Origin of the sequence: Streptomyces sp. NBC_01525 (assembly GCF_045040405.1) — a bacterium.
In the GTDB taxonomy this organism is placed as follows: Bacteria; Actinomycetota; Actinomycetes; order Streptomycetales; family Streptomycetaceae; genus Streptomyces; species Streptomyces benahoarensis.
Genome location: NZ_CP109397.1, coordinates 1,936,815 through 1,960,276, shown reverse-complemented (window position 1 = coordinate 1,960,276; position 23,462 = coordinate 1,936,815). Strand labels below are relative to the sequence as shown.

The window sequence follows — 23,462 nt, the reverse complement described above, 5'->3', positions numbered from 1 at the left end:
CAACGCGTCGGCAACGCGTCGGCAACGCGTCGGCTACGCGTACCGCACCCGCATCTCCTTCACCCCGTTGAGCCACGACGAGCGCAGCCGCCGGGGCGTGCCGGTGAGGGCGATGTCCGGCAGGGCGTCGGCGATGGCCTGGAAGATCAGGTCGATCTCCAGGACGGCGAGGGACTTGCCGAGGCAGAAGTGCGGTCCGCCGCCGCCGAATCCGAGGTGCGGATTGGGGTCGCGGGTGATGTCGAAGACCTCGGGGCGGTCGAAGACGTCCGGGTCGTTGTTGGCGGAGGCGTAGAAGATGCCGACCCGCTGGCCCTCACGGATCCGCGCGCCGCCCAGGGTGGTGTCCTGCGTGGCGGTGCGCTGGAAGGAGACCACCGGCGTGGCCCAGCGCACGATCTCCTCGGCGGCGGTGGCGGGCCGCTCCCGCTTGTACCGCTCCCACTGCTCGGGGTGGGTGAGGAAGGCGTGCATGCCGTGAGTGATGGCGTTCCGGGTCGTCTCGTTGCCCGCGACCGCCAGCAGCAGCACGAAGAACCCGAACTCGTCGGAGCCGAGGTTGCCGTCGCCCTCCGCGGCGACCAGCTTGCTGACGATGTCCTGCGCCGGGCACGCCTTGCGGTCGGCGGCGAGGTTCATCGCGTACGAGATCAGCTCCATCGCGGCGGTGGTGCCGACCTCCTCGGTGATGGCGAGTTCCGGGTCGTCGTAGGCGATCATTTTGTTCGACCAGTCGAAGATGCGGGCCCGGTCCGCCTGGGGGATGCCGATCAGCTCCGCGATGGCCTGGAGCGGCAGTTCGCAGGCGATGTCGGTGACGAAGTCGCCGGTGCCGGAGCGGCGTGCACCCTCGACGATCTTCCCGGCGCGCTCCCGCAGCGCGTCCTCCAGTGCCCGCACCGCGCGCGGGGTGAAGCCGCGCTGCACGATCTGCCGGACCCGGGTGTGCTCGGGCGGATCCATGTTCAGCATGATCAGCTTCTGGACGTCGATCTGGTCGCGGGTCATGGACTCGTGGAAGCGGATGATCGACGTGTTGCGGTGCGCGGAGAAGATGTCCGGTTTGGTGGACACCTCCTTGACGTCCTCGTGGCGGGTCACCACCCAGTAGCCGTCGTCGCCGAAACCGGCGATGTTGTGCGGCTGGGCGCACCACCACACCGGCGCGGTGCGCCGCAGCCGGGCGAATTCGGGGAGCGGGACGCGGGACTGGTAGACGTCGGGGTCGGTGAAGTCGAAACCCTCGGGCAGCGCGGGGCATGGCATCGGCGGCTCCTGATCCGGTCCGGCGCGGCCCGGCGGCCGGCCGTCACGGGCCGGGTGACGCCGGCGCCACCACTGGTTCTGACGAGTCATCAGATGTCGCGGCGAAGGTAGTGACGAGTTCTGCAAGTGGCAAGGGGCGCGGCGCCATCCACCCGTCGGCAAGGGTGCCCCGGCGGCCAATTCCGGCGCGCGCGACGCGGACCCGGCGGCTGCATGCCCCTTGCGCCCCCGGGGTACGGCTCATGAGACTGACCGAAGAACTAGAACGCGTACTAGTTCTTCTTCCGTGGGTGCCGGGACGCCCCGCGGACGCGAGGAGAGGACGAGTCAGTCATGGCCGCGGAACCCGTCATCGTCGAAGCCGTACGCACCCCCATCGGCAAGCGCCAGGGCGCGCTCGCCAACCTCCACCCCGCCTACCTCCTGGGCGAGACGTACCGCGAACTCCTCGGCCGTACGGGCATCCAGCCCGACTGCGTCGAGCAGATCGTCGGGGGCACCGTCACCCACGCCGGCGAACAGTCGATGAACCCGGCCCGCAACGCCTGGCTCACCATGGGCCTGCCGTACGAGACCGCCGCCACCACCGTCGACTGCCAGTGCGGCTCCTCGCAGCAGGCCAACCACATGGTCGCCAACATGATCGCGTCCGGCGTCATCGACATCGGCATCGGCTGCGGCGTCGAGGCGATGTCCCGGGTGCCGCTCGGCAGCGGCTCCAAGCACGGCCCCGGCAAACCCTGGCCCGACGAGTGGCACGTCGACCTGCCCAACCAGTTCGAGGCCGCCGAACGCATCGCCCGCCGCCGCGGCCTGACCCGCGAACGCGTCGACGCGCTCGGCCTCCTCTCCCAGCAGCGCGCCCAGGCCGCCTGGGCCGAGGAACGCTTCAAGCGGGAGACCTTCGCCGTACAGGTCCCCACCACCGAGGAGGAACAGGCCGCAGGTCAGGGCATGTGGCGCCTGGTCGACCGCGACGAGGGGCTGCGCGACACCACCATGGCGGCGCTCGGCGGCCTCAAGCCCGTCATGCCGCAGGCCGTCCACACCGCCGGGAACTCCTCCCAGATCTCCGACGGCGCCGCCGCCGTCCTGTGGGCCTCCAAGCGCATGGCCCGCGCCCTCAAACTCAAGCCCCGCGCCCGCATCGTGGCGCAGGCGCTGGTCGGCTCCGATCCGCACTTCCACCTCGACGGACCCGTCGACGCGACCCGCGCCGTCCTCGGTAAGGCCGGAATGACCCTCAAGGACATCGACCTCGTCGAGATCAACGAGGCGTTCGCCTCCGTCGTCCTGTCCTGGGCGCAGGTCTTCGACCAGGACCTGGAGAAGGTCAACGTCAACGGCGGCGCCATCGCGCTGGGCCACCCCGTAGGCGCCACCGGCGCCCGCCTGATCACCACCGCCCTCCACGAACTGGAGCGCCGGGACAAGGAGTTCGCGCTGATCACGATGTGCGCGGGCGGGGCCCTGGCGACGGGGACGATCATCCAGCGGTTGTGACGGGCCGGGGCCGGGCTTGACCTTCACACGGTGCGAAGGTCTTGCCTGGGCCCCGGAGGTGGTCGCGATGACCCTGTCGGACGAGGACACACCCACGACGCGCGCGCTCCGGGCGCTGGCGCACGGCGACGCGTCGGTACGGCTGCGCGCCGCGCTCGCGGTCGGTACGGACCCGGCGACGCCGTGCGTCACACCACTCATCGAACGGTGCGCGGTCGAGCCGGAGTTCCCCGTACGGGAGATGCTGACGTGGGCGCTCACCCGGCACCCGTCGTCGGCGACGCTCCCCGGGCTCCTCGGTGAACTCCGCTCGGAGCGCGCGCAGGCCCGCAGCCAGGCGCTGCACACGCTGTCCAAGATCGGGGACCGGCGGGCGTGGCCGGCGCTCACCCGGTCCCTGCTGACCGACGCCGACGACGAGGTGGCGCGGAGCGCCTGGCGCGCGGCGGTCGTCCTCGTACCCGACGGCGAGGAACAGGCACTGGCCGGAGCGCTGGCGACGCAGCTCGGGCGCGGCGGGCGGGAGACGCAGCTCAGCCTCAGCCGGGTGCTGATCGCGCTCGGCGAGGCGAGCACGCCGGCCCTGCACGCCGCGACGACCGACCGCGAACCCCACGTACGGCGGCACGCCCTTGCCACGGAGCAGCTGCGGCGCGACCCGGACGCCGGTTTCGATTTCGCAATCGAGGAGGCGAAGCGCATCGTGGCTCTCGGCACGGACGACCGGGAGGAGTGACGGAGTGCTGATCGGCGAGGTGGCGCGGCGCTCCGGGGTCAGCGCCCGGATGCTCCGGCATTACGACACGCTCGGCCTGGTGCGGCCGACGGGCCGCAGCGGGTCCGGGTACCGGGAGTACTCCGGTGACGATCTGCGGCGCCTCTTCCAGGTCGAGAGCCTGCGGTCGCTGGGGCTGTCGCTGCGGGAGGTCGGGCGCGCGCTGGACGGCCCCGGCTTCGCGCCCGCGGAGCTCGTCGACGACCTCATCCGGCAGGCCCGGGAACGCCTCGCCACGGAGACGGCGCTGCTCACCCGGCTCCGCCGGATCGGCGCCGCGGAACCCGCCGACTGGGCGGACGTCCTCCAGACCGTCGCCCTCCTCCAGGCGCTGGGGTCGGAGAGCGCCGGGCGGCGGCAGCGCGCCGCCCTGTCCGCGGCGGAGGGGCCCACACCGGTGGAAGCCCTGGTCGAGGCGGTGCTGAGCGAGTCGGACCCGAACGTCGCCGGGGCCCTCCGCTGGGCTCTGGCACGCTCCGGAGACGCCGCACCGGCGCTGCTGGCGAAGGCCCTCGACGCCCCGGCGGCCGCGACGCGGCAGCGCGCCGTGCAGGCCCTCGCCGCACTCCCGGGCGACGCGACGACCGCACCGCTGCGCGACGCCCTCGCCCACCCCGACACCGCGGTCCGCCGGGGCGCGGCCCTGGCGCTCGGCGCCCGGGGGCTGACCGACGCGATCCCCACCCTCGTCGACATGGTCGCCGAGGAGGCCAACGACGTCGACGCGGCCGATGCGTTGAGTGCCCTGGCGGGCGATCCGGCGGTGGCGGAGCAGATCGCCACCGGGCTCGTCGCCCGTCTCGCTCCCGGCGCCACGGGCGCGCCGGTACGGCGGCGGCTGGCCCAGGCGCTGGCCGGGATCCCGGGGGATACGGCGGCACGCGCCCTTGGGGAGTTGTCACGCGATGAGGACCGTGGTGTGGCGGTGACGGCGGGTTATGTCCTTACGTTGCGGGATGCGTCGTTCGGTGGGGGTGGGTGAGGGCAGGGGGCCCGCTTGTCATGGCTCGTGGGCTCCCCCTCCGCCAACGGCTCCGCCCCCTCGGGCGGCGTCGCGAACTCCACCGGTGCATCGAACGCCGCCCTCCGGGTCGCCCGCCGCAACGCCTTCAGCAGGGGGCCGCCGACGGTCAGGGTCAAGGCCACCGTGACCGCCGCGCGCGGCAGATCCCAGCCCAGAGACGTCGCCAGGCAGTACGCCAGGTACCGCGCCAGGTTGTCGGCGAGGGGGTCGCCGGGGACGAAGGAGACACCCGAGGCCAGCCCGGCGATGTACGGCCAGCCCTGGAGGTTCATCACCAGCCCGTAGGCGACCGCGGCCACCGCCCCGTACCCGGCGAGCAGCGCCAGCTCGCGGCGGCCGCGGAGCCGGTCCGGGCCGGGCAGCAGGCCCGCGCCCATCGACACCCAGCCCATCGACAGCATCTGGAACGGCATCCACGGCCCGACGCCGCCGGTCAGCAGCGCCGACGCGAACATCGCCACCGAGCCGAGGACGAACCCGAAACCGGGGCCCAGCACCCGCCCGGCCAGCACCATCAGGAAGAACATCGGCTCGATGCCCGCCGTGCCCGCGCCGAGCGGGCGGAGTGCGGCGCCCGCCGCGGCCAGGACGCCGAGCATCGCGATGGCCTTGGCGTCCAGACCGGAGTCCCCGATCGTCGCCACCACCACGGCCAGCACCATCGGCAGCAACGCGGCGAACAGCCACGGCGCGTCCGCGGAGTGCGCGAGCCCGGAGGCGGAGGAGGCCAGCAGCGGCCAGCCGAACGCCATCACGCCCGTCACCGATACGAGTGCCAGCGCGACGACGGAGCGGGGGCCGAGCCGTACCGCCCGTGCCTGCCGTCCCGTGCCCGTCGTGGGCTCCGGTGCGGCCGTCACGGCGCGGTCCCCAGGGCGCGGGCCACCTGCGGCACCGTCAGCCACGGCAGCGGCGCGAGGATCTTCGCGACCTGCGGGGCGAACGCGGGCGAGGACACCACGACCTCCTCGGTCGGCCCGTCGGCGACGATCTCCCCGCCGGCCAGGATGACGACCCGCCGCGCCAGTTCGGCGGCGAGTTCCACGTCGTGGGTGGCGAGGACGATGCCGTGCCCGTGCGCCGCCAGCTCCCGCAACACCTCCACCAGGCGCGCCTTGGCCGCGTAGTCCAGGCCGCGCGTCGGCTCGTCGAGGAGCAGCAGCGGCGGCCGCGCGGTCAGCACCACGGCCAGCGCCAGCGCCAGCCGCTGGCCCTCGGACAGATCCCGCGGATGCGTCGCGTCCGACACCCCCGGCAGCAGCCGCGCGACCAGTTTCCGGCAGGTGCCCGCCGCGGCATCCGCGTCCCGGTCGGCGGCGGCGCACTCGGCGGCGACGGTGTCCGCGTACAGCAGATCCTGCGGCTCCTGCGGCACCAGCCCGACGTGCCGGACCAGCGTGCCGGGCGCGGTGCGGTGCGGGACGGCGCCGCCGACGGTGACGGTGCCCGACGCCGGTTCGTGCAGCCCCACCAGGGCGCCCAGCAGCGTCGACTTCCCGGCGCCGTTGCGGCCCATCAGCGCCACCGTCTCCCCGGCGCCGACGGTCAGATCGACCGCGCGCAGCGCCTCGGTCCGGCCCCGGCGGACGGCCAGCCGCCGCACCTCGGCGAGCGGCGCCCCGGGCGCGGCACCGTCCGGCGCGCTCCCGTCGGCCGCGCCCCGGCGCCCGCCCCGCCGCAGCCCCGGCAGACCGGGCAGCTTCCGTCGGCGGGTACGGCCCGGGGCGGCGGGCGCGGGCGGGGCGCCGTCGGGCGACGGCTCCGGAGCGGCGGCGTCCGGGGCGTTCGGGTGGCGCGGTTCCGTCCCCGCCAGCCGGGCGCGCAGTTCGGGGGCGCGGCGGCGGGCGTCGCGTACCGACAGCGGCAGCGGCGACCAGCCGGCCAGCGCCCCGAGGTCGACGACCGGCGGCCGCACGGGGGAGTGCGCCATCATCGCGGCGGGCGGGCCCTGCCGCGGCGCGGCGCCCGGCCCCGGCAGCAGGATGACCTGGTCCGCGTACTGCACCACCCGCTCCAGACGGTGCTCGGCCAGCAGCACCGTCGTCCCCAGGTCGTGCACGAGGCGCTGGAGTACGGCCAGGACCTCCTCGGCGGCCGCCGGGTCCAGCGCCGACGTCGGCTCGTCCAGCACCAGCACCCGGGGGTGGGCGGTCAGCACCGACCCGATCGCCACCCGCTGCTGCTGCCCACCGGAGAGCGTGGTCAGCGCGCGGTCCCGCAGCCCGGCCAGCCCCAGCAGGTCCAGCGTCTCCTCGACCCGGCGCCGCATCACCTCCGGCGCCAGGCCCAGCGACTCCATGCCGTACGCCAACTCGTCCTCGACGGTGTCGGTGACGAACCGGTCCAGCGGGTCCTGGCCCACCGTGCCGACGACGTCGGCGAGTTCGCGCGGGGCGTGGGTACGGGTGTCCCGCCCGGCGACGGTGACGCGGCCGCGGAGCGTGCCGCCGGTGAAGTGCGGCACCAGCCCGCACACCGCGTTCAGCAGTGTCGACTTACCGACACCGGAGGGGCCGACGAGAAGACACAGCTCCCCCTCGGCGACGGTCAGGTCGACCCCCTGCACGGCGGGCGCCGACGCCTCGCCGTAGGTGACCGAAACCTGCTCGAACCGGATCATTGGGCGCGCTCCTTCGTGGGGCGTGTGGGGGAAGGGGGCCGGCCATGGGCGGCGGGCTGCGCGTCGCGGACGGGGCGCGCCCCGGGGCCGGGACGCTCCCGGTCGGCGGGCGTCCGGCCGACGAACCGGTCCAGGCCGACGCCCGGCCCCGCGCCGACGGCCCGCTCCCCGCGTACGGGGCGCGCTCGGTCGGCGGGCGCCCGGCCGGTGATCCGGTCCCTGCCGACGCCGGGCCCCGCGCCGACGGCCCGCCCCCCGCGGACGGCCCGCTCCCGGCCCCCACCATCCGGCCCCGCCCCGGGACCGTCACCGCCCGCGCCCCGCCCGGCCGCATCCGCCGGACGCGGCGCCACCCACGCCGGGACCAGCCCGACGAGGACGGACAGCGCGGGCCACAGCGGCAGCCGCGGCGCGGTCAGCGGTACCGCCGACGGGTGCAGCGCCTCGGGGGCGTAGCCGCCCGCCGCGATCAACAACGCCGCCACCGCCACGCCCGAACCCGCCACCAGCCAGGCCCGCACGCCCCACCGCTCGGGCCGGTACCGGGTCCGCACTGAGCGGCGGCCGCCGAGCCACAGCCCGGCCAGCGCCGCCGCCAGGCCCGCGATCAGCAGCGGCAGCCCGAGACCCGCGCCCGCCTGCGCCAGCAGGCCGTACGTCCCGGCACACACGCCCAGCAGCCCGCCGAGCGTCAGCGCCGCCGTGGTCCGCCGCACCGCGCGCGGCACCTCGGCCCGGCGCCCGTACCCCCGCGCGTCCATCGCCCCGGCCAGCGCCACCGAACGCTCCAACGCGCCCTCCAACACCGGCAGCCCCACCTGGAGCAGCGCCACGAACCCGCGGTCCGGGCGGCCCCGCAGCCGCCGCGCCGCCCGCAGCCGCTGCACATCGGCGACCAGATGCGGCGCGAACGTCATCGCCACGACCACCGCGACCCCCGCCTCGTACAGCGCCCCCGGCAGCGACTTCAGCAGCCGCGCCGGGCTCGCCAGGGCGTTCGCGGCGCCCACACAGATCAGCAGGGTGGCGAGCTTCAGCCCGTCGTAGAGGGCGAAGACCATGCCCTCCGCGGTGACCCGGCCGCCCACCCGGACGCCCTGCGCCCAGTCGGGCAGCGGCAGTTCCGGCAGCGTCACCAGGGTGTGCGTCCCCGGCACCGGCGACCCCAGGACGAACGCGAACACCAGCCGGATGCCCAGCACCAGCAGCCCCAGCTTCACGAACGCGCCGTACGACCGGGCCCACGGCGCATCCGTCCGCCGCGCCGCCACGACAAACCCGGCCACCGCGATCAGCAGCCCCAGCAGCAACGGATTGGTCGTCCGCGACGCCGCCGCGGCCAGCCCCAGCGCCCACAGCCACCAGGCGCCCGCGTGCAGCGCCGTACTCCGGGTGGCCTGCGGCGCCCTCATCCGCGACGGCGACGGGCCTGCCACACCGCCGCCGCCCCCAGCACCACGACCGCCGCGCCGCCACCGAGCAGCCCCGCCGACGGTCCGCCGTCGCCGTCCGCCCCGGCCGAAGGCTTCCCCGGCGCCTTCGGCTCGGACGTACCCGAACCGCTCACCTGCTCCGCGCACCCCGCCTCCGGATACCCGGCGACCCCGCACAACAGCCCCTGCGCGTCGTACCGCAGCGGCTTCGCCACCGCGGCCAGCGCCTCACCGGCCGACGCGTCCTCGGGCACCCGCGCGCACGCCGTCCGCTCCCGCGGCGGCCGCTCACCGTCCGGCGCGTCCGCCGCCGACCCGAAGTCGACGACGACGCCGACCCGCTTCGTCCCGGACTTCTGCGGCGTACCGGAGCACAGCTTCCCGAAATCGGCCGCCGCCCGCGGCCGGTCCACCGCCGACGACTCCGCGCTGACCGTGAACCGGAAACCGGCCACCGCACCGTCCGCGGGCCGCAGCGTCGCCGGGCCCTGCGTCGCGTACGCCCACGTGCCGCCCGCGCCGTCCCAGAACGACCAGTACCGGTACCCCTGCGCCTGCGCCGGGCCCGCGCCCAGCGCCGTCACCGCTCCGGCCAGCGCCAGCGCACCGGCCCACCGCGACCGCCGCATCACTGCCCGCGCTTCCGGCGGCCGCTCAGCAGGAACCCGATACCGGCACCCGCGGCGAGCCCCACCGGCACCAGCCACCACGCGCTGATCGAGCCGGTGCCCTTCTCCTTCGGCACCGCCTTCTCCGCGGCGGCGGACGGCTTCGGGCCCGTCGCGTTCAGCGCGGCCACCAGATCCGTACCGCCGAAGTCCCGCGGGTCGGTGCCCGTGGCGTGCGCCGCCAGCACCAGCTGCGCGTACGCCGCCGGACCGGCCTGCTTCGCCCACGCCGGGCCGTTCTTCTCCAGCCACGCCAGCGGCTTGGCCGCCGCCGCGCCGTGCCCGCCGGCGGCCAGCGCCACCACCGCGTCCGCGGTGTTCCCGACATCCGGCTGCGGCTCGGCGCCCGGCATCGCCGACATCAGATGCTGCCCGTGCGCGTCCATCTCCTTCACCAGGTACGCGCTCGCGCCCGACGCGGCGGACCGCAGCGCGGCCGCATCCGCACCGGTCGGCTCCTTCTTCCCGCCGCAGTCCGGCGCGGCCACCGGGGTGTCGGCGTCCTTGCCCGCCGCCGGGACGACGAAGCCCTTGCCGAGCGCGCCGGTCGCCGCGGCGGCCGAGGCATCCGCGTTCGCCGCCGCGCCCTTGAGCTGGAAGGTGAACGCACCGCGCTCGGCGGGCTTCACCGCGCACCCGAGCCGGAACGTCAGCAGCCCCTCGTACGGCGTGTGCCCCTTCGGCGACGTGACCTTCGCCGGGTCCTCGCCCGCCGCGGCCAGCGCGCCGATGACCACCGCGGTGGAGTTGGCGTCGCTGGGTGACCCCGGCATCGACGGCCAGCCGCCGTCGTCGTTCTGCACCGACGTCAGCCAGTGCACCGCCTTGTCCACCGCCTGGCCGTGCCCGCCGAGCGCCGCCAGCGCCTGCACCGCCGCGCCCGTCTGGTTGGTGTCCCGCATCGTCGACGCGCCGCACGCCTTCGCGGTGTCGGCGCGGTACGCGGTGAACGCGCCGTCGGCGCACTGCTGGCCGGTCAGCCAGTCCACGGCCGTGGCGGCGGGCTTGACCTGCACGGTGTGCTGGGCGAGCAGCGCCAGCGACTGCCGCCACACGCCGTCGTACTGCGGGTCACCGGAGCCGTACAGGCCCGCGGGCAGCTTCTTGGGGGACGGCGCCGGAGTGGCGAACGCGGCGGGCGCGGTCGCCGCGACCGGCACGAGCGCCGCGGCGCACACCACGGCGGCGCGGCGCACCAGGGCGGCGCGGGAAGGGGCCAGGGGGGCCATCGTCGGTGCCTCTCAGTCAGGTCGCTCGGAGCGCTCGGGGCGTCGCGGGGCGGACGGCCGCGCTCGGCCCTCCACCCGCACGACGGCCGGGGCCGTACGCGGTGGCACCGGGCTCAGCTCCGTATACCTCGACGGTGCCGCCACCGGTCCGGCCGCCGCACGCGGCCCGCCGGTGGCGGGAGCCTGTCGCGCCCCATCGGGTGTTCCGGCTCGTGCGGACCGCGCCCACGGCGCACGTCCGCCCTGACGGTTGCGGGTCAGCGCCGGAATTTCACCGGCTTCCCCCGATCGGGCACGGATGGAGTTGTCCGCACATTTTAGCGGTCGCCCCGCTACGCCCACCCGGCGCCGGGGCGGCGGCCACCGCGGTACGAAGGCAGGCGCGGCCCGACGGTCACCGCCGTACGGCCGCCACCGGGGCGCGACGGCCACCCGGCCCCGGCGCCACCGGGGTGCGACGGCCCCGCCGAGACTTGTCGGCCGCCCCGTGCCGTACGCCTCACACCGCCCGGTACGTCACCGGATCCGACCCCGGCACCGCCTCCGCCCGGCCCAGCGTCATCAGCCGCCGCAGATGCGCCTCGGCCTCCGCCACCGCGATGTTCCGCGAGGCGTACGGGATCCGCTCCCAGGGACGGTTCCACTCCATCGCCACCGTCAGCTGCCACAGCGTCAGCGGCTCCGCGAGCAGCCGTACCGGACCGCCGAGCCGCGCCTCGTGGTGATCGAGCAGCGCACGGGCCCGCCCCGCCGCGTCGGTGAACGCATGCTGATGGGCGGGCAGCACCTCCGCCGGGGCGAGCCGCGCGACCCGCTCCAGCGACGCGAGGTAATCCCCCAGCGGGTCGGTGGGCGCCTCGCCCGGCCCCTCGTACACACCGATGTGCGGGCTGACCCCCGGCAGCAGATGATCACCGGAGAACAGTCGCCCGAACCCGGCGCCCGGCGCCCGCCCCGGGTGCGCCTCCTCCAGATGCAGACAGACATGGCCGGGCGTGTGCCCCGGCGTCCAGACGGCACGCAGCCGACGGCCGGGCAGCTCCAGCAGCTCACCCGGGGCGATGTGCCGGTCCGGCACCGCCGCCCGCTGACCCGGCAGCTCCCCGCCGCCCGTCAACGGCGCGAGATGCTCCTCGGGCGCCCCGGCGGCGGCCAGCTTCGCGGCCAGCCGCGCCCGCCACGCGGCGGGCCGCGCCGCCCGGGTGCGCCGGACGACATCGGCGTCCACGGAGGCCCGGTCGCGAAGGCGGCGACGGCGCGGGCCCCGCCGCCGGTTCCCGGAGGCCCTGTGGACTCCTGCTCCGGGAGGTGGTATCAGTTCAACGACCCATAACTGACGTGCCGTCAGAATTGCTTCGGTGTCGCTCCGCCCCCCGGCGGACGGCCCGGGACGGCGCCGGACACGCGCGACGCGCAGGCAGTTGACGGAAGTTCCCGCCCCGCCCCGGACGCCGGGCGGGGCGGCCGACCGCGGGAGGCGGCAGCCATGAGCGACCTCGTCGAACACGGCAAGCTCTACATAGGCGGTGAACTCGTCGACCCCGCCGGACCCGACACCCTCGACGTGATCTCCCCGCACACCGAACAGCTCATCGGCCGCGTCCCGCACGCCACCCGCGCCGACGTCGACCGCGCCGTCACCGCCGCCCGCACCTCCTTCGACTCCGGCGTCTGGGCCGACACTCCGCTGGAGGAGCGGATCGCGGTGGTCACCCGCATCAAGGACGCCTTCGCCGTCCGCAGCGAGGAGATCGCCAAGGTCATCAGCGCCGAGAACGGCACCCCCTACACCTCCGGCGTGATGGTCCAGGCGCTCGCCGCGATGCTGGTGTGGGACGCCGCGCTGACCGTGGCCCGCGACTTCCCGTTCGAAGAACGCCGCGACGGTCTCCTCGGCCCGCTGCTCATCCGCCGCGAGCCCGCCGGAGTCGTCGCCGCGGTCGTCCCCTGGAACGTCCCGCAGTTCACCGCCGCCGCCAAACTCGCCCCCGCCCTCCTCGCCGGATGCTCCGTCGTCCTCAAGGTCTCGCCCGAGACGCCGCTCGACGCGTACCTCCTCGCCGACATCGCGACGGAGGCGGGCCTGCCGCCGGGCGTCCTGTCGATCCTGCCCGCCGACCGCGAGGTCAGCGAATACCTCGTCGGGCACCCCGGCGTCGACAAGGTGTCGTTCACCGGCTCCGTCGCCGCCGGGAAACGCGTCATGGAGGTCGCCGCCCGCAACCTCAGCCGCGTCACCCTGGAACTGGGCGGCAAATCCGCCGCGGTGATCCTGCCCGACGCCGACCTGGACGCGGCGGTCGCCGGGATCACCCCGTTCGCCTGGATGATCAACGGCCAGGCGTGCGTCGCCCAGACCCGCATCCTCGCCCCGCGCTCCCGCTACGACGAGATCGCCGAACGGTTCGCCGCCGCCGCGGGCGCCCTGACCGTCGGCGACCCCCTCGACCCCGCCACCGAACTGGGCCCCCTCGTCACCCGCCGCCAGCAACAACGCTCCCTCGACTACATCGCCCTCGGACAACAGGAGGGCGCCAAGATCCTCGCCGGCGGCGGCGTCCCGTCCGACCGGCCCACCGGCTGGTACGTCGAACCCACCCTCTTCGGCGACGTCACCCCCGCCATGCGCATCGCCCGCGAGGAAATCTTCGGCCCGGTGATCTGCCTGCTCCCGTACGAGGACGAGGCGGAGGCGGTACGCATCGCCAACGACTCGGAGTACGGCCTGTCCGGCTCGGTGTGGACCGCCGACACCGGCCACGGCATCGACCTCGCCCGCCGCGTCCGCACCGGCACCTACTCCGTGAACACCTTCAGCATCGACATGCTCGGACCGTTCGGCGGCTACAAGAACTCCGGCATCGGCCGCGAGTTCGGCCCCGAAGGGTTCGGCGAATACCTGGAGCACAAGATGATCCACCTCCCGGCGGGTGCGTGATGGGCGACCGCTGGCAGGTGACGGTGGACCGCGGCGTCTGCATCGGCTCCGGCATGTGCGCCGCCACCGCCCCGGACCACTTCCGCCTCGACAGCGCCCGGCAGTCCCATCCGGTGAACCCGGAAACGGACGCGGCGGAACCTGTCCTCGCGGCAGCTGAGGGGTGTCAGGTGGAGGCGATTGTTCTTGCGCTCACGGGGAGTGGGGAGGTGGTGTTTCCGCCGAGGGAGGAATGAGGGGCTATTTGGGGCTGGAGGCGGGGGAGGGGTGAGTTCTGGGGCGTGGGGCGGAAGCGTTAACGACTCCTAACAAAAGGAGGTTTCCGGACCTCGGGAATGACGATGTGTCAGTTCTCGTCCGGGCGTGTATCGCTGGGTCGTGGAAGGAGCAATCGCGCTGCTGCACTGGTTCCGCCGCCTGCGTACCCGCTGGGAGATCCGCGACGACATCCACCACGCGTTCGTCACCCTCGACTGCGCTGTCATCTGCTGGCGACGACTGCGCACCGTACTTTGTCGAGAGTAAGGGCGGGCGATCAGCCCAGGGGATGGCCTGCTCGATGCGTCAGAGCGCATTCGTAGCAGTCAGGCCCGCGCAGCCTCACATCCGGGATCTCAGCACGTCGACCTCACAGCCCGGCGCGAACGGGTCGAAGCCGTGCTCGATCAGCCAGCGAACTGCCAGCAGGCTTCGCAACGACCACCACGCGTGGATCACGTCGAGGTCGATGTCGGTGCCATAGCCGGTGAGGACGTCGTCGAGGTGCTCCTCGTGTCCGAGCGTGAAGGTGGCGAGGTCGTACAGGGCATCACCCTGGCCCGCCTCGGACCAGTCGATGATGCCCGTGACCTCGTCGCCGTCGACGAAGACGTGCGCGATCTGCAGGTCGCCGTGCGTGAACGCCGGAGTCCACGGCCGGAGTGCGGCCTCGGCGACTTGGCGGTTGTGGGTGACCAGGTCAGCGGGCAGGAGGCCGTTCGTCACGAGCAACTCGCACTCGTCGTCGAGTTCCGCCGCCAGCGCGACGATGCTCCGGCCGGCCCGGCCGGGCAGGGGCGGCAGCGGCGCGTCGTGCAGCTTCCGGATGGCGGCGCCCGCCGCGGCCCATGCCGCCGACGACCCGGTCGACGGCCCGCCGAGGCGCCCAAGCGTCGTCCCCGGGAGTGCGGCGATCGCGAGCACGGGCGGCTTGCGCCACAGGACCTCCGGGGTCGGGACCGGCGCGAGGGACATTGCCTCGACCTCGACGTCGATGCGCGCCTGATCGGCGTCCACCTTCAGGAACACGTCGCCGACGCGCAGGGTCGCGCGCTCGGAATGGGCGACAACGACTTTGACCTCATCCATGGGCGGCCAGTATCCCGGGGATGATCGCCGATGTCGCCGGGTTTATCGCGTGCGATTACGCGGCTGACCGCGTCCCGATACCCGGCGGCCCCGTGCGCGACACCGACCTCTGACCAGGTCAAGTCCACCACTTTTGTGAGGAGTTCTAAGTCCCCCGGTCCAGCGGGTAGTTGGCCCGCGAGGGGCCCGCCGAACCCCTACGGGATCCGCCGTACGGGATCCCCGCCCCGCACCCCGATCCGACCGCCCGTCCCGTAGGGCGCGTCCCGTAAGGGTCAAAAGGCCCCCTTGCGGGCCAACTACCCCCACCCCCACCGAAGCTAACCCCACCCCACCGAAGCTAACCCCACTCACCGGAGCTACCCCTCTCACCCCCACCGCCCGTAACCCCGATCAACCGGCACGCCATCTCGATATCGATCTTCACCTGAGCGATGGACGCACGCCCCGACAGCCACGTGATCAGCGCGGAGTGCCAGGTGTGTTCGATGACGCGGACGGCGGAGAGTTGTTCGGGGGTGGGTGGGCTGTCGAGGTTCATGGCGTCGAGGATGATCGTGGTGGTGAGGCGGGAGACGGTGTCGACCTCGGGGCTGACGGAGCGGTCGGCGAAGGTGAGGGCGCGCACCATGGCGTCGGCCAGGTGGGGTTCGCGTTGGAGGGCGCGGAAGGCCCGCATGAGGGTTTGTGCGACGCGGGCGCCGGGGTCCTCGTCGGACGGCGGGCGTTTGCGGAGTGTGGTGTGCAGGTGTTGGAGCTGGTCCTGCATGGTGGCGACCAGCAGGTGCACCTTGGACGGGAAGTAGCGGTAGAGGGTGCCGAGGGCGACGCCGGAGGATTCGGCGACCTCGCGCATCTGGACGGCGTCGAAGCCGCCGCGGCCGGCCAGTCGGGCGCTGGTGCGCAGGATGCGTCGGCGCCGCGCCTCCTGACGTTCGGTCAGGGGTGGACTCGCGGGAAGTGCCGGCCTGGCCACCCTGGATTCCGTAGTCATATGTCCCATTCCATGGCATTTCGTCCGCGATGCGGCGCTGTGCCGGTGGTGCGATCGGCACAGCATGGCAGGGGCTCCGGCCGTGGCGCGAATCACCCGATGCGGCTCCTCGTGCCCCGTGCCCGGCCGGTAGATTCAACAGCTCGTGAACTGATCAGTAGCCATTCAGTTCTGAAACTTGTTCTAGATTACCGTCAGCGGTTACGCTCCGGCGGACGTCCAGTGAGGAAGGGGGCCGCGCGTGACCGCAGAGGCCGTCCAGGCAGCGACGCCCCGCCCCGGCGGCGCTCCCTCCACCACCGCCCGGCCGCACCGAGACGACCCCCTGAGCATCGCGATGCTGACGTACAAGGGGAACCCGTTCTGCGGCGGACAGGGCGTCTACGTACGGCACCTCTCCCGCGAACTGGCCCGCCTCGGGCACACCGTCGAGGTCATCGGCGCCCAGCCCTACCCGGTGCTCGACGAGGGCGTCCCGCTCACCGAGCTGCCCAGCCTCGACCTCTACCGCCAGCCCGACCCGTTCCGCACGCCGAAGCGCGGCGAGTACCGCGACTGGGTCGACGCGCTGGAGGTCGCCACCATGTGGACCGGCGGCTTCCCCGAACCGCTCACCTTCTCCCTGCGGGCCCGGCGCCATCTCGCCGCCCGCCGCGGCGAGTTCGACATCGTCCACGACAACCAGACCCTCGGCTACGGCCTGCTCGGCGGCACCGGCCCGCTCGGCGCCCCGCTGGTCACCACCGTCCACCACCCCATCACCGTCGACCGGCGCCTCGACCTCGCCGCCGCCGACGGCGTGGGCCGCCGCCTCTCCGTCCGCCGCTGGTACGGCTTCACCCGTATGCAGAAGCGCGTCGCCCGCCGCCTGCCGTCCGTCCTGACCGTCTCCGGCTCCTCCCGCCAGGAGATCATCGACGACCTCGGCGTACGCGGCGACCGCATCCATGTCGTGCCCATCGGCGCCGACACGGACCTCTTCTCCCCGGACCCGTCCGTCCCCGAGGTGCCCGGCCGCATCGTCACCACCTCCAGCGCCGACGTCCCCCTCAAGGGCCTGATCCACCTCGTCGAAGCGCTCGGCAAGGTCCGTACGGAGCACCCCGACGCGCACCTCGTCGTGGTCGGCAGGCGCGCCGACGACGGGCCGGTCGCCGCCGCCGTCGAACGCCTCGGCCTCTCCGGCGCCATCGAGTTCGTCAAGGGCATCACCGACGCCGAACTGGTCAACCTGGTGCGCGGCGCCCAGATCGCCTGCGTCCCCTCCCTCTACGAAGGGTTCTCGCTGCCCGCCGCCGAGGCGATGGCCACCGGCACCCCGCTGCTCGCCACCACCGGCGGCGCCATCCCCGAGGTCGCTGGGCCCGACGGCGAGACCTGCCTCGCCGTGCCGCCGGGCGACGCCGGAGCCCTCGCCGACGGACTGCTGCGCCTCCTCGGCGACGCTGGCCTCCGCCGCCGCCTGGGCGCCGCCGGACGCGAACGGGTCCTCGCCCGTTTCACCTGGCGTCAGGCCGCCCTCGGTACCGTCGAGCGCTACCGCGAGGCCATCGCCCGCCAGTCCGGCGCCGCCCCCGCCCGCCGCGCCGCCGCGCGCGTGTAGCCCCGCAACTGCCCCTGAGTTCCCCCGACCCGCCCCGCCGGACGAAAGCAGAACGCCGTGCTGACCGTCGACTTCTCCCGCTTCCCGCTCGCCCCGGGTGACCGCGTGCTCGACCTGGGCTGCGGCGCCGGTCGCCACGCCTTCGAGTGCTACCGCCGCGGCGCGCAGGTCGTCGCCCTCGACCGGAACGCCGACGAGATCCGCGAGGTCGCCAAGTGGTTCGCCGCCATGGAGGAGGCGGGTGAGGCGCCCGCCGGTGCCACCGCCACCGCCATGGAGGGCGACGCGCTGGCCCTGCCGTTCCCCGACGACTCCTTCGACGTCGTGATCATCTCCGAGGTCATGGAGCACATCCCCGACGACAAGGGTGTCCTCGCCGAGATGGTGCGGGTGCTGCGCCCCGGCGGTCGCATAGCCGTCACCGTCCCGCGCTACGGTCCCGAGAAGGTCTGCTGGGCGCTGAGCGACGCCTACCACGAGGTCGAGGGCGGCCACATCCGCATCTACCGCGGCGACGAACTCCTCACCAAGATGCGCGCCGCCGGACTCAAGCCGTACGGCACCCACCACGCCCACGGACTGCACAGCCCCTACTGGTGGCTGAAATGCGCCTTCGGGGTCGACAACGATCAGGCGCTGCCGGTGAAGGCGTACCACAAGCTGCTGGTCTGGGACATCATGAAGAAGCCGCTGGCCACCAGGGTCGCCGAACAGGCGCTCAACCCGCTCATCGGCAAGAGCTTCGTCGCCTACGCCACCAAGCCGCACCTGCCCGAGGCGGCCGCCAAGTGACGAGCCCGGGCCGCACCGAACGCCTCGTCCTCCCCGGGGTGCTCACCGCCGAACAGGCCGCCCGTACGGTCGCCGGCATCCTCGCCACCCAGCGCACCGACGGCGCCATCCCCTGGTTCCGCGGCCACCACCTCGACCCGTGGGACCACACCGAGGCCGCCATGGCGCTGGACGCCGCCGGTGAGCACGAGCGCGCCGCGGCGGCGTACGACTGGCTGCGCCGCACCCAGAACCCCGACGGTTCCTGGTACGCGGCGTACGCCGACGGCGACGCCGACGAGCCCACCGACCGTGGCCGGGAGACCAATTTCTGCGCCTACCTCGCGGTCGGTGTCTGGCACCACTTCCTGTCCACCGGCGACGAGACGTTCCTCGACCGGATGTGGCCCGCCGTCCACGCCGCGACCGAGTTCGTCCTCGCGCTCCAGCAGCCCGGCGGCGAGATCGGCTGGAAGCGGGAGGACGACGGCACGCCCGTCACCGACGCGCTGCTGACCGGCTCGTCCTCCGTGCACCACGCGCTGCGGTGCGCGCTGGCCATGGCCGAGCAGCGGGAGGAGCCGCAGCCCGACTGGGAGCTGGCACTCGGCCGCCTCGGCCACGCGCTGCGCGAGCACCCCGAGCGGTTCCTCGACAAGTCCCGCTACTCCATGGACTGGTACTACCCGATCCTCGGCGGCGCGGTCCGCGGCGCCGCCGCCCGGGCCCGGATCGACGCGCACTGGGACGAGTTCGTCGTCCCGGGGCTCGGCGTGCGCTGCGTCCTGCCCAACCCGTGGGTCACCGGCGGCGAGAGCGCTGAACTGGCCCTCGCGCTCTGGGTGATGGGCGAGTCCGACCGCGCCGTGCAGATCCTCGCCTGGATCCAGCATCTGCGCGCCGACGACGGCATGTACTGGACCGGGTACGTCTTCGACGACGATGTGATCTGGCCACGGGAGCGGACCTCCTGGACGGCCGGTTCGCTGCTGCTCGCGGTGGCGGCGCTCGGCGGCGACGAGGCCACCACCTCGGTCTTCGGCGGCGAAAGTCTTCCCATGGGTCTCGCCCCGGACTGCTGCCGCTGACGGCGCCCGCGGCAGGCGGAAAGAATTCGCCAGAGTGTTCGGGAAATGTGCGAGCGCTCCGGAATCCGCTGTATTACGGTGCGGCCATGACACTCCAAGGATCACTCAGCCACGAGCGGTACTGCGCCGAACTCCTCGCGGAGGCCGAGGCGTTCCGCGACACCGTGCGCGGCGCGGACCTCACCGCCACGGTGCCGACGTGCCCCGACTGGACGCTCGCCGACCTCGTCCGGCACGTCGGCGGCGCGCACCGCTGGGCCGGGACGATGGTCGCCCGCCGAGCCACCGAGGTCGTCCCGCCCGCCGACGTCCCGGGCGGCGAGGGCCCCGGCGACGACCCGGACGCCCTGGACCGCTGGCTCGCCGAGGGCGCCGAGGAGACCGTACGGGCGCTGCGTGAGGCCGGTCCGGAGGCTGCGGTGTGGACGTGGACGCCGGAGCGGCGGGCGGGGTTCTGGTCGCGGCGGATGGTCCACGAGACGGTCGTGCACCGCGCCGATGCCGCGCTGACCGCCGGGGTGCCGTTCGAGGTCGCCCCGGAGGTCGCGGCGGACTGCCTGGAGGAGTGGTTCCAGCTGGGCGAGGTGCCCGAGGTCGCGGCGCGGCTGGCCGCCCGCGAGGGCCTGGAGTCGCCGTTCGCCCCCGGCCGCTCCGTCCATCTGCACGCCACCGACGCCCCGCCCGAGCTGAACGCCGAGTGGTTCCTCGACCTGAGCGGTGACCACGTCGTCCACCGCCGCGCCCACGAGAAGGCCACCGTGGCGGTCCGCGGTCCGCTCACCGACCTCCTGCAGATCGCCTTCCAGCGGCTGCCCGCCGACAGCGACCGCGTCGAGGTCATCGGCGACCGCGACGTGCTCGACGGGTGGCTGGCGTACGCGACGTTCGGCTGAGGGACGGGCGGAGCGATCAGCGGCACGGCGGACCCGGCGCCGCGCGGGACCCGGCCACGGCCACCGGCCCGCCCGGCTGTCACCCCGTCAGGTCGTCAGCTCCGCCAGGACCCGCAGGGTGTGGGGGTCGGGTGCGGTCACCAGCAGGTCGGTGACCGGGCCCGACCGCCACAGCTCCAGCCGTTCCGCGATCCGCTCCCGCGGCCCCACCAGCGAGATCTCGTCGGCGAACGCGTCCGGCACGGCCCGTACCGCCTCGTCCCGGCGGCCCGCCAGGAACAGTTCCTGGATCCGGTGCGCCTCCTCGGCGAACCCCATCCGGGCCATCAGCCGGGCGTGGAAGTTCTTCGCGGCGTGTCCCATGCCGCCGATGTAGAAGCCGAGCATCGCCTTGACCGGCCACAGCCCCTCGGCGACGTCGTCGCAGACCGCGGCCCGTGCCATCGGCGCGATCCGGAAGCCTTCGGGCGCCTCGCGCATCGACTCCTCGTACACGCCGGTGCGCAGCGGCGACCAGTACAGCGGCAGCCAGCCGTCCGCGATGCGGGTGGTCTGCGCGATGTTCTTCGGACCCTCCGCGCCGAGCAGTACCGGCAGGTCGGGGCGGAGCGGGTGGGTGATCGGCTTGAGCGGTTTGCCGAGCCCGGTGGAGTCGTCGCCGCGGTAGGGCAGCGGGTGGTACGTCCCGTCCGACGTCACCGGGGCGCCGCGCCGCAGCACCTGGCGGACCACGTCGACGTACTCGCGGGTCGCGGTCAGCGGGCTCGCCGGGAACGGCCGCCCGTACCAGCCCTCGACGACCTGCGGCCCGGACAGTCCCAGGCCCAGCAGCAGCCGCCCGCCGGAGAGATGGTCGAGGGTGAGCGCGTGCATCGCGGTGGCCGTCGGGGTGCGGGCGGCCATCTGCGCGATGCCGGTGCCCAGGGCGATACGGGAGGTGTGTGCGGCGATCCAGGTGAGCGCGGTGAACGCGTCCGATCCCCAGGATTCCGCGGTCCACACCGAGGCGTAGCCGAGCCGTTCGGCCTCACGGGCCAGCTCCAGATGGCGGGGGTCGGGGCCGCGGCCCCAGTAGCCGAGCGCCAGCCCCAGTCGCATGCCCGCCCCTCCCACCGCCGGAATCCGCAGAGCCCGCACCAGAACTGACGTAGCGTCAGGAATGGGCGGTGGGCGCACTGTACGACCCGGCGACGGCCGGTGCAATGGCCTCTCGCCCGGCGCCGCACGGCACAACAGCCCCACGCGCCGCAACGGCCTCGCCCGCCCCCGGGCAACACGAAGACCCCCTGCCGGAAAGGCGAGGGGGCCGTCGTACGCCGGTTGCGCGGTGTGTGTCAGCCGCGCTGGATGCCGGTGGTGTCCTGCAGGACGCCGCGACGGCCGTCCTGGGTCTGCGCGATCAGGGCCTGGCCGCGCTGCTCCACCGCGAGGTACCAGGTGCCGGGCGCCAGCTCCGCGATCGGCGACGGCGAACCGTCCTCGCCGTACAGCGGACGCGCCACCGGCACCGCGAACCAGAACGCCGCGAACTCCGCGGGGGCCGCCGCGCCCTGCGCGCCGCCGGCCGTGCCGCCCGCCGGAGCGGGCTGCTGGCCGCCGTAGCTCTGCTGCGCCGGGTCGGGCTGCTGCTGACCGCCGCCGGGGTAGCCGTACCCCTGGCCCTGCGGCTGCTGCTGCGCGCCCGGGTAGCCGTACCCCGGCTGCGGACCGGCGCCGTACGGAGAGGCGGTCTGCGGCTTCGGGGCGCCGAGCAGCGGCGCCTTCAGGGCCGGGACCAGCGGCGTGGCGACGGCCCCCGCGGCCAGCACCAGCGCGGCGATCAGGCCGAGGATCATGCCCGCCGAGGCGCCGCTGCCGCTGACGATCCACCAGAACTCGGTCCAGGCGACGAACACGGACAGCACGACGCCGATCTGGTTCAGCTCCAGACCGATGACCTTCGGGGCCTGCGGCAGCGCCCGCGCCAGGACGATCAGGGCCGCGGCGATGACGCCCGCGAGGTACACGCTCATCAGCAGCGGCAGCGCGTCCCAGGCGTTGGGGCCCGAGGACGGCGCCGGGCAGTACTTGCCGACACAGTCGGAAGCGCCGGTCGAATAGAGGGGGAGGAACGAGGCGATGAACAGCAACACCGCTGCTCCGGTCACCACGCCGTCACCTCGACTGAGGGAGCGGATGTTCACGTAAGGGTCCTTTGTCGGTTTCGGGTTCGGATCGTCGCTGTCGCTCGTGTGCGCGGCGGGAGGCGCGGCGGTGGCCCCCACCGTAAAGGCGAACCTATCGCCCGGGCGGGCGGGCCGTCCTGCCGGTCGGCGTACCGCGGGGGAACACCAGGAGTCCGCGGGGGCGCATTCCGCGCCCGGCGCTCCGGGAGATTCCGTCTCAATGCTCCAAGAAGTCCGTAATGCCCTCGGCGATCCCGCGCGCGGCCTTTTGCCGCCACTGCGGATCGGTCAATTGCGCGGCGTCCTTCGGATCGCGCATATTGCCGCACTCGATGAAGACCTTCGGCACCTTCGAAAGGTTGAGGCCGCCGAGATCGGAACGGACGTCGAGGCCCGTTCCGTTGCCGATGTAATTGGAAGGGGCGCTGCCTGTCGCCGCCACGAATCGCCCGGCCAGTCGCTCGCCGAGCGCCCGCGACGGCGCCACGATCGCGGAGGTGTCCGCCTTGCCCGCGGTGACCCGCGCCGGAAGGATCACATGGAAGCCGCGGTTGCCCACCGCCGAACCGTCCGCATGCACCGACACCGCGGCGTCCGCGTGCGCGGTGTTGCCCAGGGCCGCCCGCTCGTCGACACACGGACCGTACGGCCGGTCGCCGTCCTGCGTGAACACCACCTTCACGCCCTCCTGCCGGAGCAGCGCCCGCGCCCGCCGCGCGACATCCAGCGTGAACGACGCCTCGGCGTAGCCGTCGTTCGTGGCGGTGCCGGTGGTGTCGCACTCCTTACGGGCGTTGCCGACGTCCACCCGGCGGGCGATCTCCGCGCCGTGGTCACGGTTGCGGAGGTTGTGACCCGGGTCGAGGACGACGATCTTGCCGCTCAGCCTGGTGTGCCCCGGGGCGCCGTGGCCCGCGCCGTGCCCGGTGGGGCCGTGCGACGGGGCGGGTGTGGCGGACGCGCCGTGCGGCGACGGCGCCGCGGCCCGCGGGGACGCGCCACCGCCCGGCCGCCAGAGGAACCAGCCCACCGCCCCGGCGGCGACCACCGCCACCAGCAGGGCGGCGACGAGGATGCCGCGCGCGCGACGACGGGGCTCGGGCGACAGGGTGGACCTGGGGGAGGGGCCGGAGAACACGTCGGTG

Annotated in this window: 20 protein-coding genes, 2 pseudogenes and 1 riboswitch; of the genes and pseudogenes, 10 read left to right on the top strand and 12 right to left on the bottom strand. The window is 74.1% G+C overall.

Annotated features, from left to right (window positions below; genetic code table 11):
- Positions 1-33: 33 nt before the first annotated feature.
- Positions 34-1,266 carry a cytochrome P450 gene (locus OG422_RS08725; protein WP_405741661.1) on the bottom strand — a complete coding sequence of 411 codons (1,233 nt, stop codon included), beginning with the start codon at positions 1,264-1,266 and terminating at the stop codon, positions 34-36.
- A gap of 333 nt (positions 1,267-1,599) precedes the next feature.
- On the opposite strand from OG422_RS08725, the gene OG422_RS08720 reads away from it, so the two are divergent.
- The 3 genes from OG422_RS08720 to OG422_RS08710 all read left to right on the top strand — a co-directional run bounded on the left by OG422_RS08720 (position 1,600) and on the right by OG422_RS08710 (position 4,526).
- On the top strand, positions 1,600-2,769 hold the full coding sequence (locus OG422_RS08720; RefSeq protein ID WP_143941842.1) for a steroid 3-ketoacyl-CoA thiolase: 1,170 nt from the start codon (positions 1,600-1,602) through the stop codon (positions 2,767-2,769).
- Between the two features lie 67 nt (positions 2,770-2,836).
- Positions 2,837-3,505 (top strand): HEAT repeat domain-containing protein, encoded by a 669-nt coding sequence (locus OG422_RS08715; RefSeq protein WP_405741657.1) that lies wholly within the window; start codon positions 2,837-2,839, stop codon positions 3,503-3,505.
- A gap of 4 nt (positions 3,506-3,509) precedes the next feature.
- A complete protein-coding gene (locus tag OG422_RS08710) occupies positions 3,510-4,526 on the top strand; it encodes a HEAT repeat domain-containing protein (RefSeq protein ID WP_405741654.1) in 1,017 nt (338 codons plus the stop codon).
- Here OG422_RS08710 and OG422_RS08705 read toward each other — a convergent pair.
- From OG422_RS08705 to OG422_RS08680, 6 genes and pseudogenes are all read right to left on the bottom strand, one after another.
- The gene (locus OG422_RS08705; RefSeq protein WP_405741651.1) at positions 4,481-5,428 is read right to left on the bottom strand and encodes an ECF transporter S component; all 948 of its coding nucleotides are present in this window, start codon (positions 5,426-5,428) and stop codon (positions 4,481-4,483) included. The two genes, OG422_RS08710 and OG422_RS08705, sit on opposite strands and share 46 nt — an antisense overlap.
- Positions 5,425-7,188, bottom strand: coding sequence for an ABC transporter ATP-binding protein (locus OG422_RS08700; protein ID WP_405741648.1), 1,764 nt, complete (start codon positions 7,186-7,188; stop codon positions 5,425-5,427). The genes OG422_RS08705 and OG422_RS08700 overlap by 4 nt, the downstream gene beginning before the upstream one ends.
- Before the next feature lie 329 nt (positions 7,189-7,517).
- A pseudogene (locus OG422_RS08695) lies at positions 7,518-8,600 on the bottom strand (CbiQ family ECF transporter T component); the annotation flags it as partial.
- Entirely contained in the window at positions 8,597-9,250 is a 654-nt protein-coding gene (locus tag OG422_RS08690; RefSeq protein ID WP_405741645.1) for an SCO2322 family protein, read from the bottom strand. The pseudogene OG422_RS08695 and the gene OG422_RS08690, both read right to left, overlap by 4 nt.
- Entirely contained in the window at positions 9,250-10,518 is a 1,269-nt protein-coding gene (locus OG422_RS08685) for a prenyltransferase/squalene oxidase repeat-containing protein (RefSeq protein WP_405741642.1), read from the bottom strand. The genes OG422_RS08690 and OG422_RS08685 overlap by 1 nt, the downstream gene beginning before the upstream one ends.
- A 177-nt stretch (positions 10,519-10,695) precedes the next feature.
- Positions 10,696-10,836: riboswitch (cobalamin riboswitch) on the bottom strand.
- 181 nt (positions 10,837-11,017) lie between these two features.
- A pseudogene (locus tag OG422_RS08680) lies at positions 11,018-11,749 on the bottom strand (MBL fold metallo-hydrolase); the annotation flags it as partial.
- A 255-nt stretch (positions 11,750-12,004) separates the two neighbouring features.
- On the opposite strand from OG422_RS08680, the gene OG422_RS08675 reads away from it, so the two are divergent.
- From OG422_RS08675 to OG422_RS08665, 3 genes are all read left to right on the top strand, one after another.
- Positions 12,005-13,456 carry an aldehyde dehydrogenase gene (locus OG422_RS08675; RefSeq protein WP_405741639.1) on the top strand — a complete coding sequence of 484 codons (1,452 nt, stop codon included), beginning with the start codon at positions 12,005-12,007 and terminating at the stop codon, positions 13,454-13,456.
- The gene (locus OG422_RS08670) at positions 13,456-13,692 is read left to right on the top strand and encodes a ferredoxin (protein WP_405741636.1); all 237 of its coding nucleotides are present in this window, start codon (positions 13,456-13,458) and stop codon (positions 13,690-13,692) included. Before OG422_RS08675 ends, OG422_RS08670 begins: the two co-directional genes overlap by 1 nt.
- A gap of 142 nt (positions 13,693-13,834) precedes the next feature.
- Entirely contained in the window at positions 13,835-13,981 is a 147-nt protein-coding gene (locus OG422_RS08665; protein ID WP_405741633.1) for a hypothetical protein, read from the top strand.
- Positions 13,982-14,056: 75 nt separating this feature from the next.
- Here OG422_RS08665 and OG422_RS08660 read toward each other — a convergent pair whose 3' ends face one another.
- Together OG422_RS08660 and OG422_RS08655 are read right to left on the bottom strand one after the other, a co-directional pair.
- Positions 14,057-14,803: a phosphotransferase family protein gene (locus OG422_RS08660; RefSeq protein ID WP_405741630.1), complete on the bottom strand. Its 747-nt coding sequence runs from the start codon at positions 14,801-14,803 to the stop codon at positions 14,057-14,059.
- Positions 14,804-15,143: 340 nt separating this feature from the next.
- Complete coding sequence (locus OG422_RS08655) at positions 15,144-15,797, bottom strand: TetR family transcriptional regulator (protein WP_405741627.1); 654 nt, start codon at positions 15,795-15,797, stop codon at positions 15,144-15,146.
- Positions 15,798-16,038: 241 nt separating this feature from the next.
- Between OG422_RS08655 and OG422_RS08650 the strand changes: the two genes are divergently transcribed.
- The 4 genes from OG422_RS08650 (at position 16,039) to OG422_RS08635 (ending at position 20,152) form a co-directional block, all read left to right on the top strand.
- Positions 16,039-17,400, top strand: coding sequence for a glycosyltransferase family 4 protein (locus OG422_RS08650; RefSeq protein WP_405741624.1), 1,362 nt, complete (start codon positions 16,039-16,041; stop codon positions 17,398-17,400).
- A 57-nt stretch (positions 17,401-17,457) separates the two neighbouring features.
- A complete protein-coding gene (locus tag OG422_RS08645; RefSeq protein ID WP_143943915.1) occupies positions 17,458-18,192 on the top strand; it encodes a class I SAM-dependent methyltransferase in 735 nt (244 codons plus the stop codon).
- On the top strand, positions 18,189-19,259 hold the full coding sequence (locus OG422_RS08640; RefSeq protein ID WP_143943916.1) for a prenyltransferase: 1,071 nt from the start codon (positions 18,189-18,191) through the stop codon (positions 19,257-19,259). Before OG422_RS08645 ends, OG422_RS08640 begins: the two co-directional genes overlap by 4 nt.
- Before the next feature lie 86 nt (positions 19,260-19,345).
- Positions 19,346-20,152, top strand: a complete 807-nt coding sequence (locus OG422_RS08635; protein WP_143943917.1) for a maleylpyruvate isomerase family mycothiol-dependent enzyme — start codon at positions 19,346-19,348, stop codon at positions 20,150-20,152.
- An 87-nt stretch (positions 20,153-20,239) separates the two neighbouring features.
- Here OG422_RS08635 and OG422_RS08630 read toward each other — a convergent pair whose 3' ends face one another.
- The 3 genes from OG422_RS08630 to OG422_RS08620 form a co-directional block, all read right to left on the bottom strand.
- Positions 20,240-21,250: an LLM class F420-dependent oxidoreductase gene (locus OG422_RS08630; RefSeq protein WP_405741620.1), complete on the bottom strand. Its 1,011-nt coding sequence runs from the start codon at positions 21,248-21,250 to the stop codon at positions 20,240-20,242.
- 236 nt (positions 21,251-21,486) lie between these two features.
- Positions 21,487-22,335 carry a hypothetical protein gene (locus OG422_RS08625; RefSeq protein WP_405741617.1) on the bottom strand — a complete coding sequence of 283 codons (849 nt, stop codon included), beginning with the start codon at positions 22,333-22,335 and terminating at the stop codon, positions 21,487-21,489.
- Between the two features lie 199 nt (positions 22,336-22,534).
- Positions 22,535-23,455: an N-acetylmuramoyl-L-alanine amidase gene (locus tag OG422_RS08620; protein ID WP_405741614.1), complete on the bottom strand. Its 921-nt coding sequence runs from the start codon at positions 23,453-23,455 to the stop codon at positions 22,535-22,537.
- Positions 23,456-23,462: the final 7 nt, after the last annotated feature.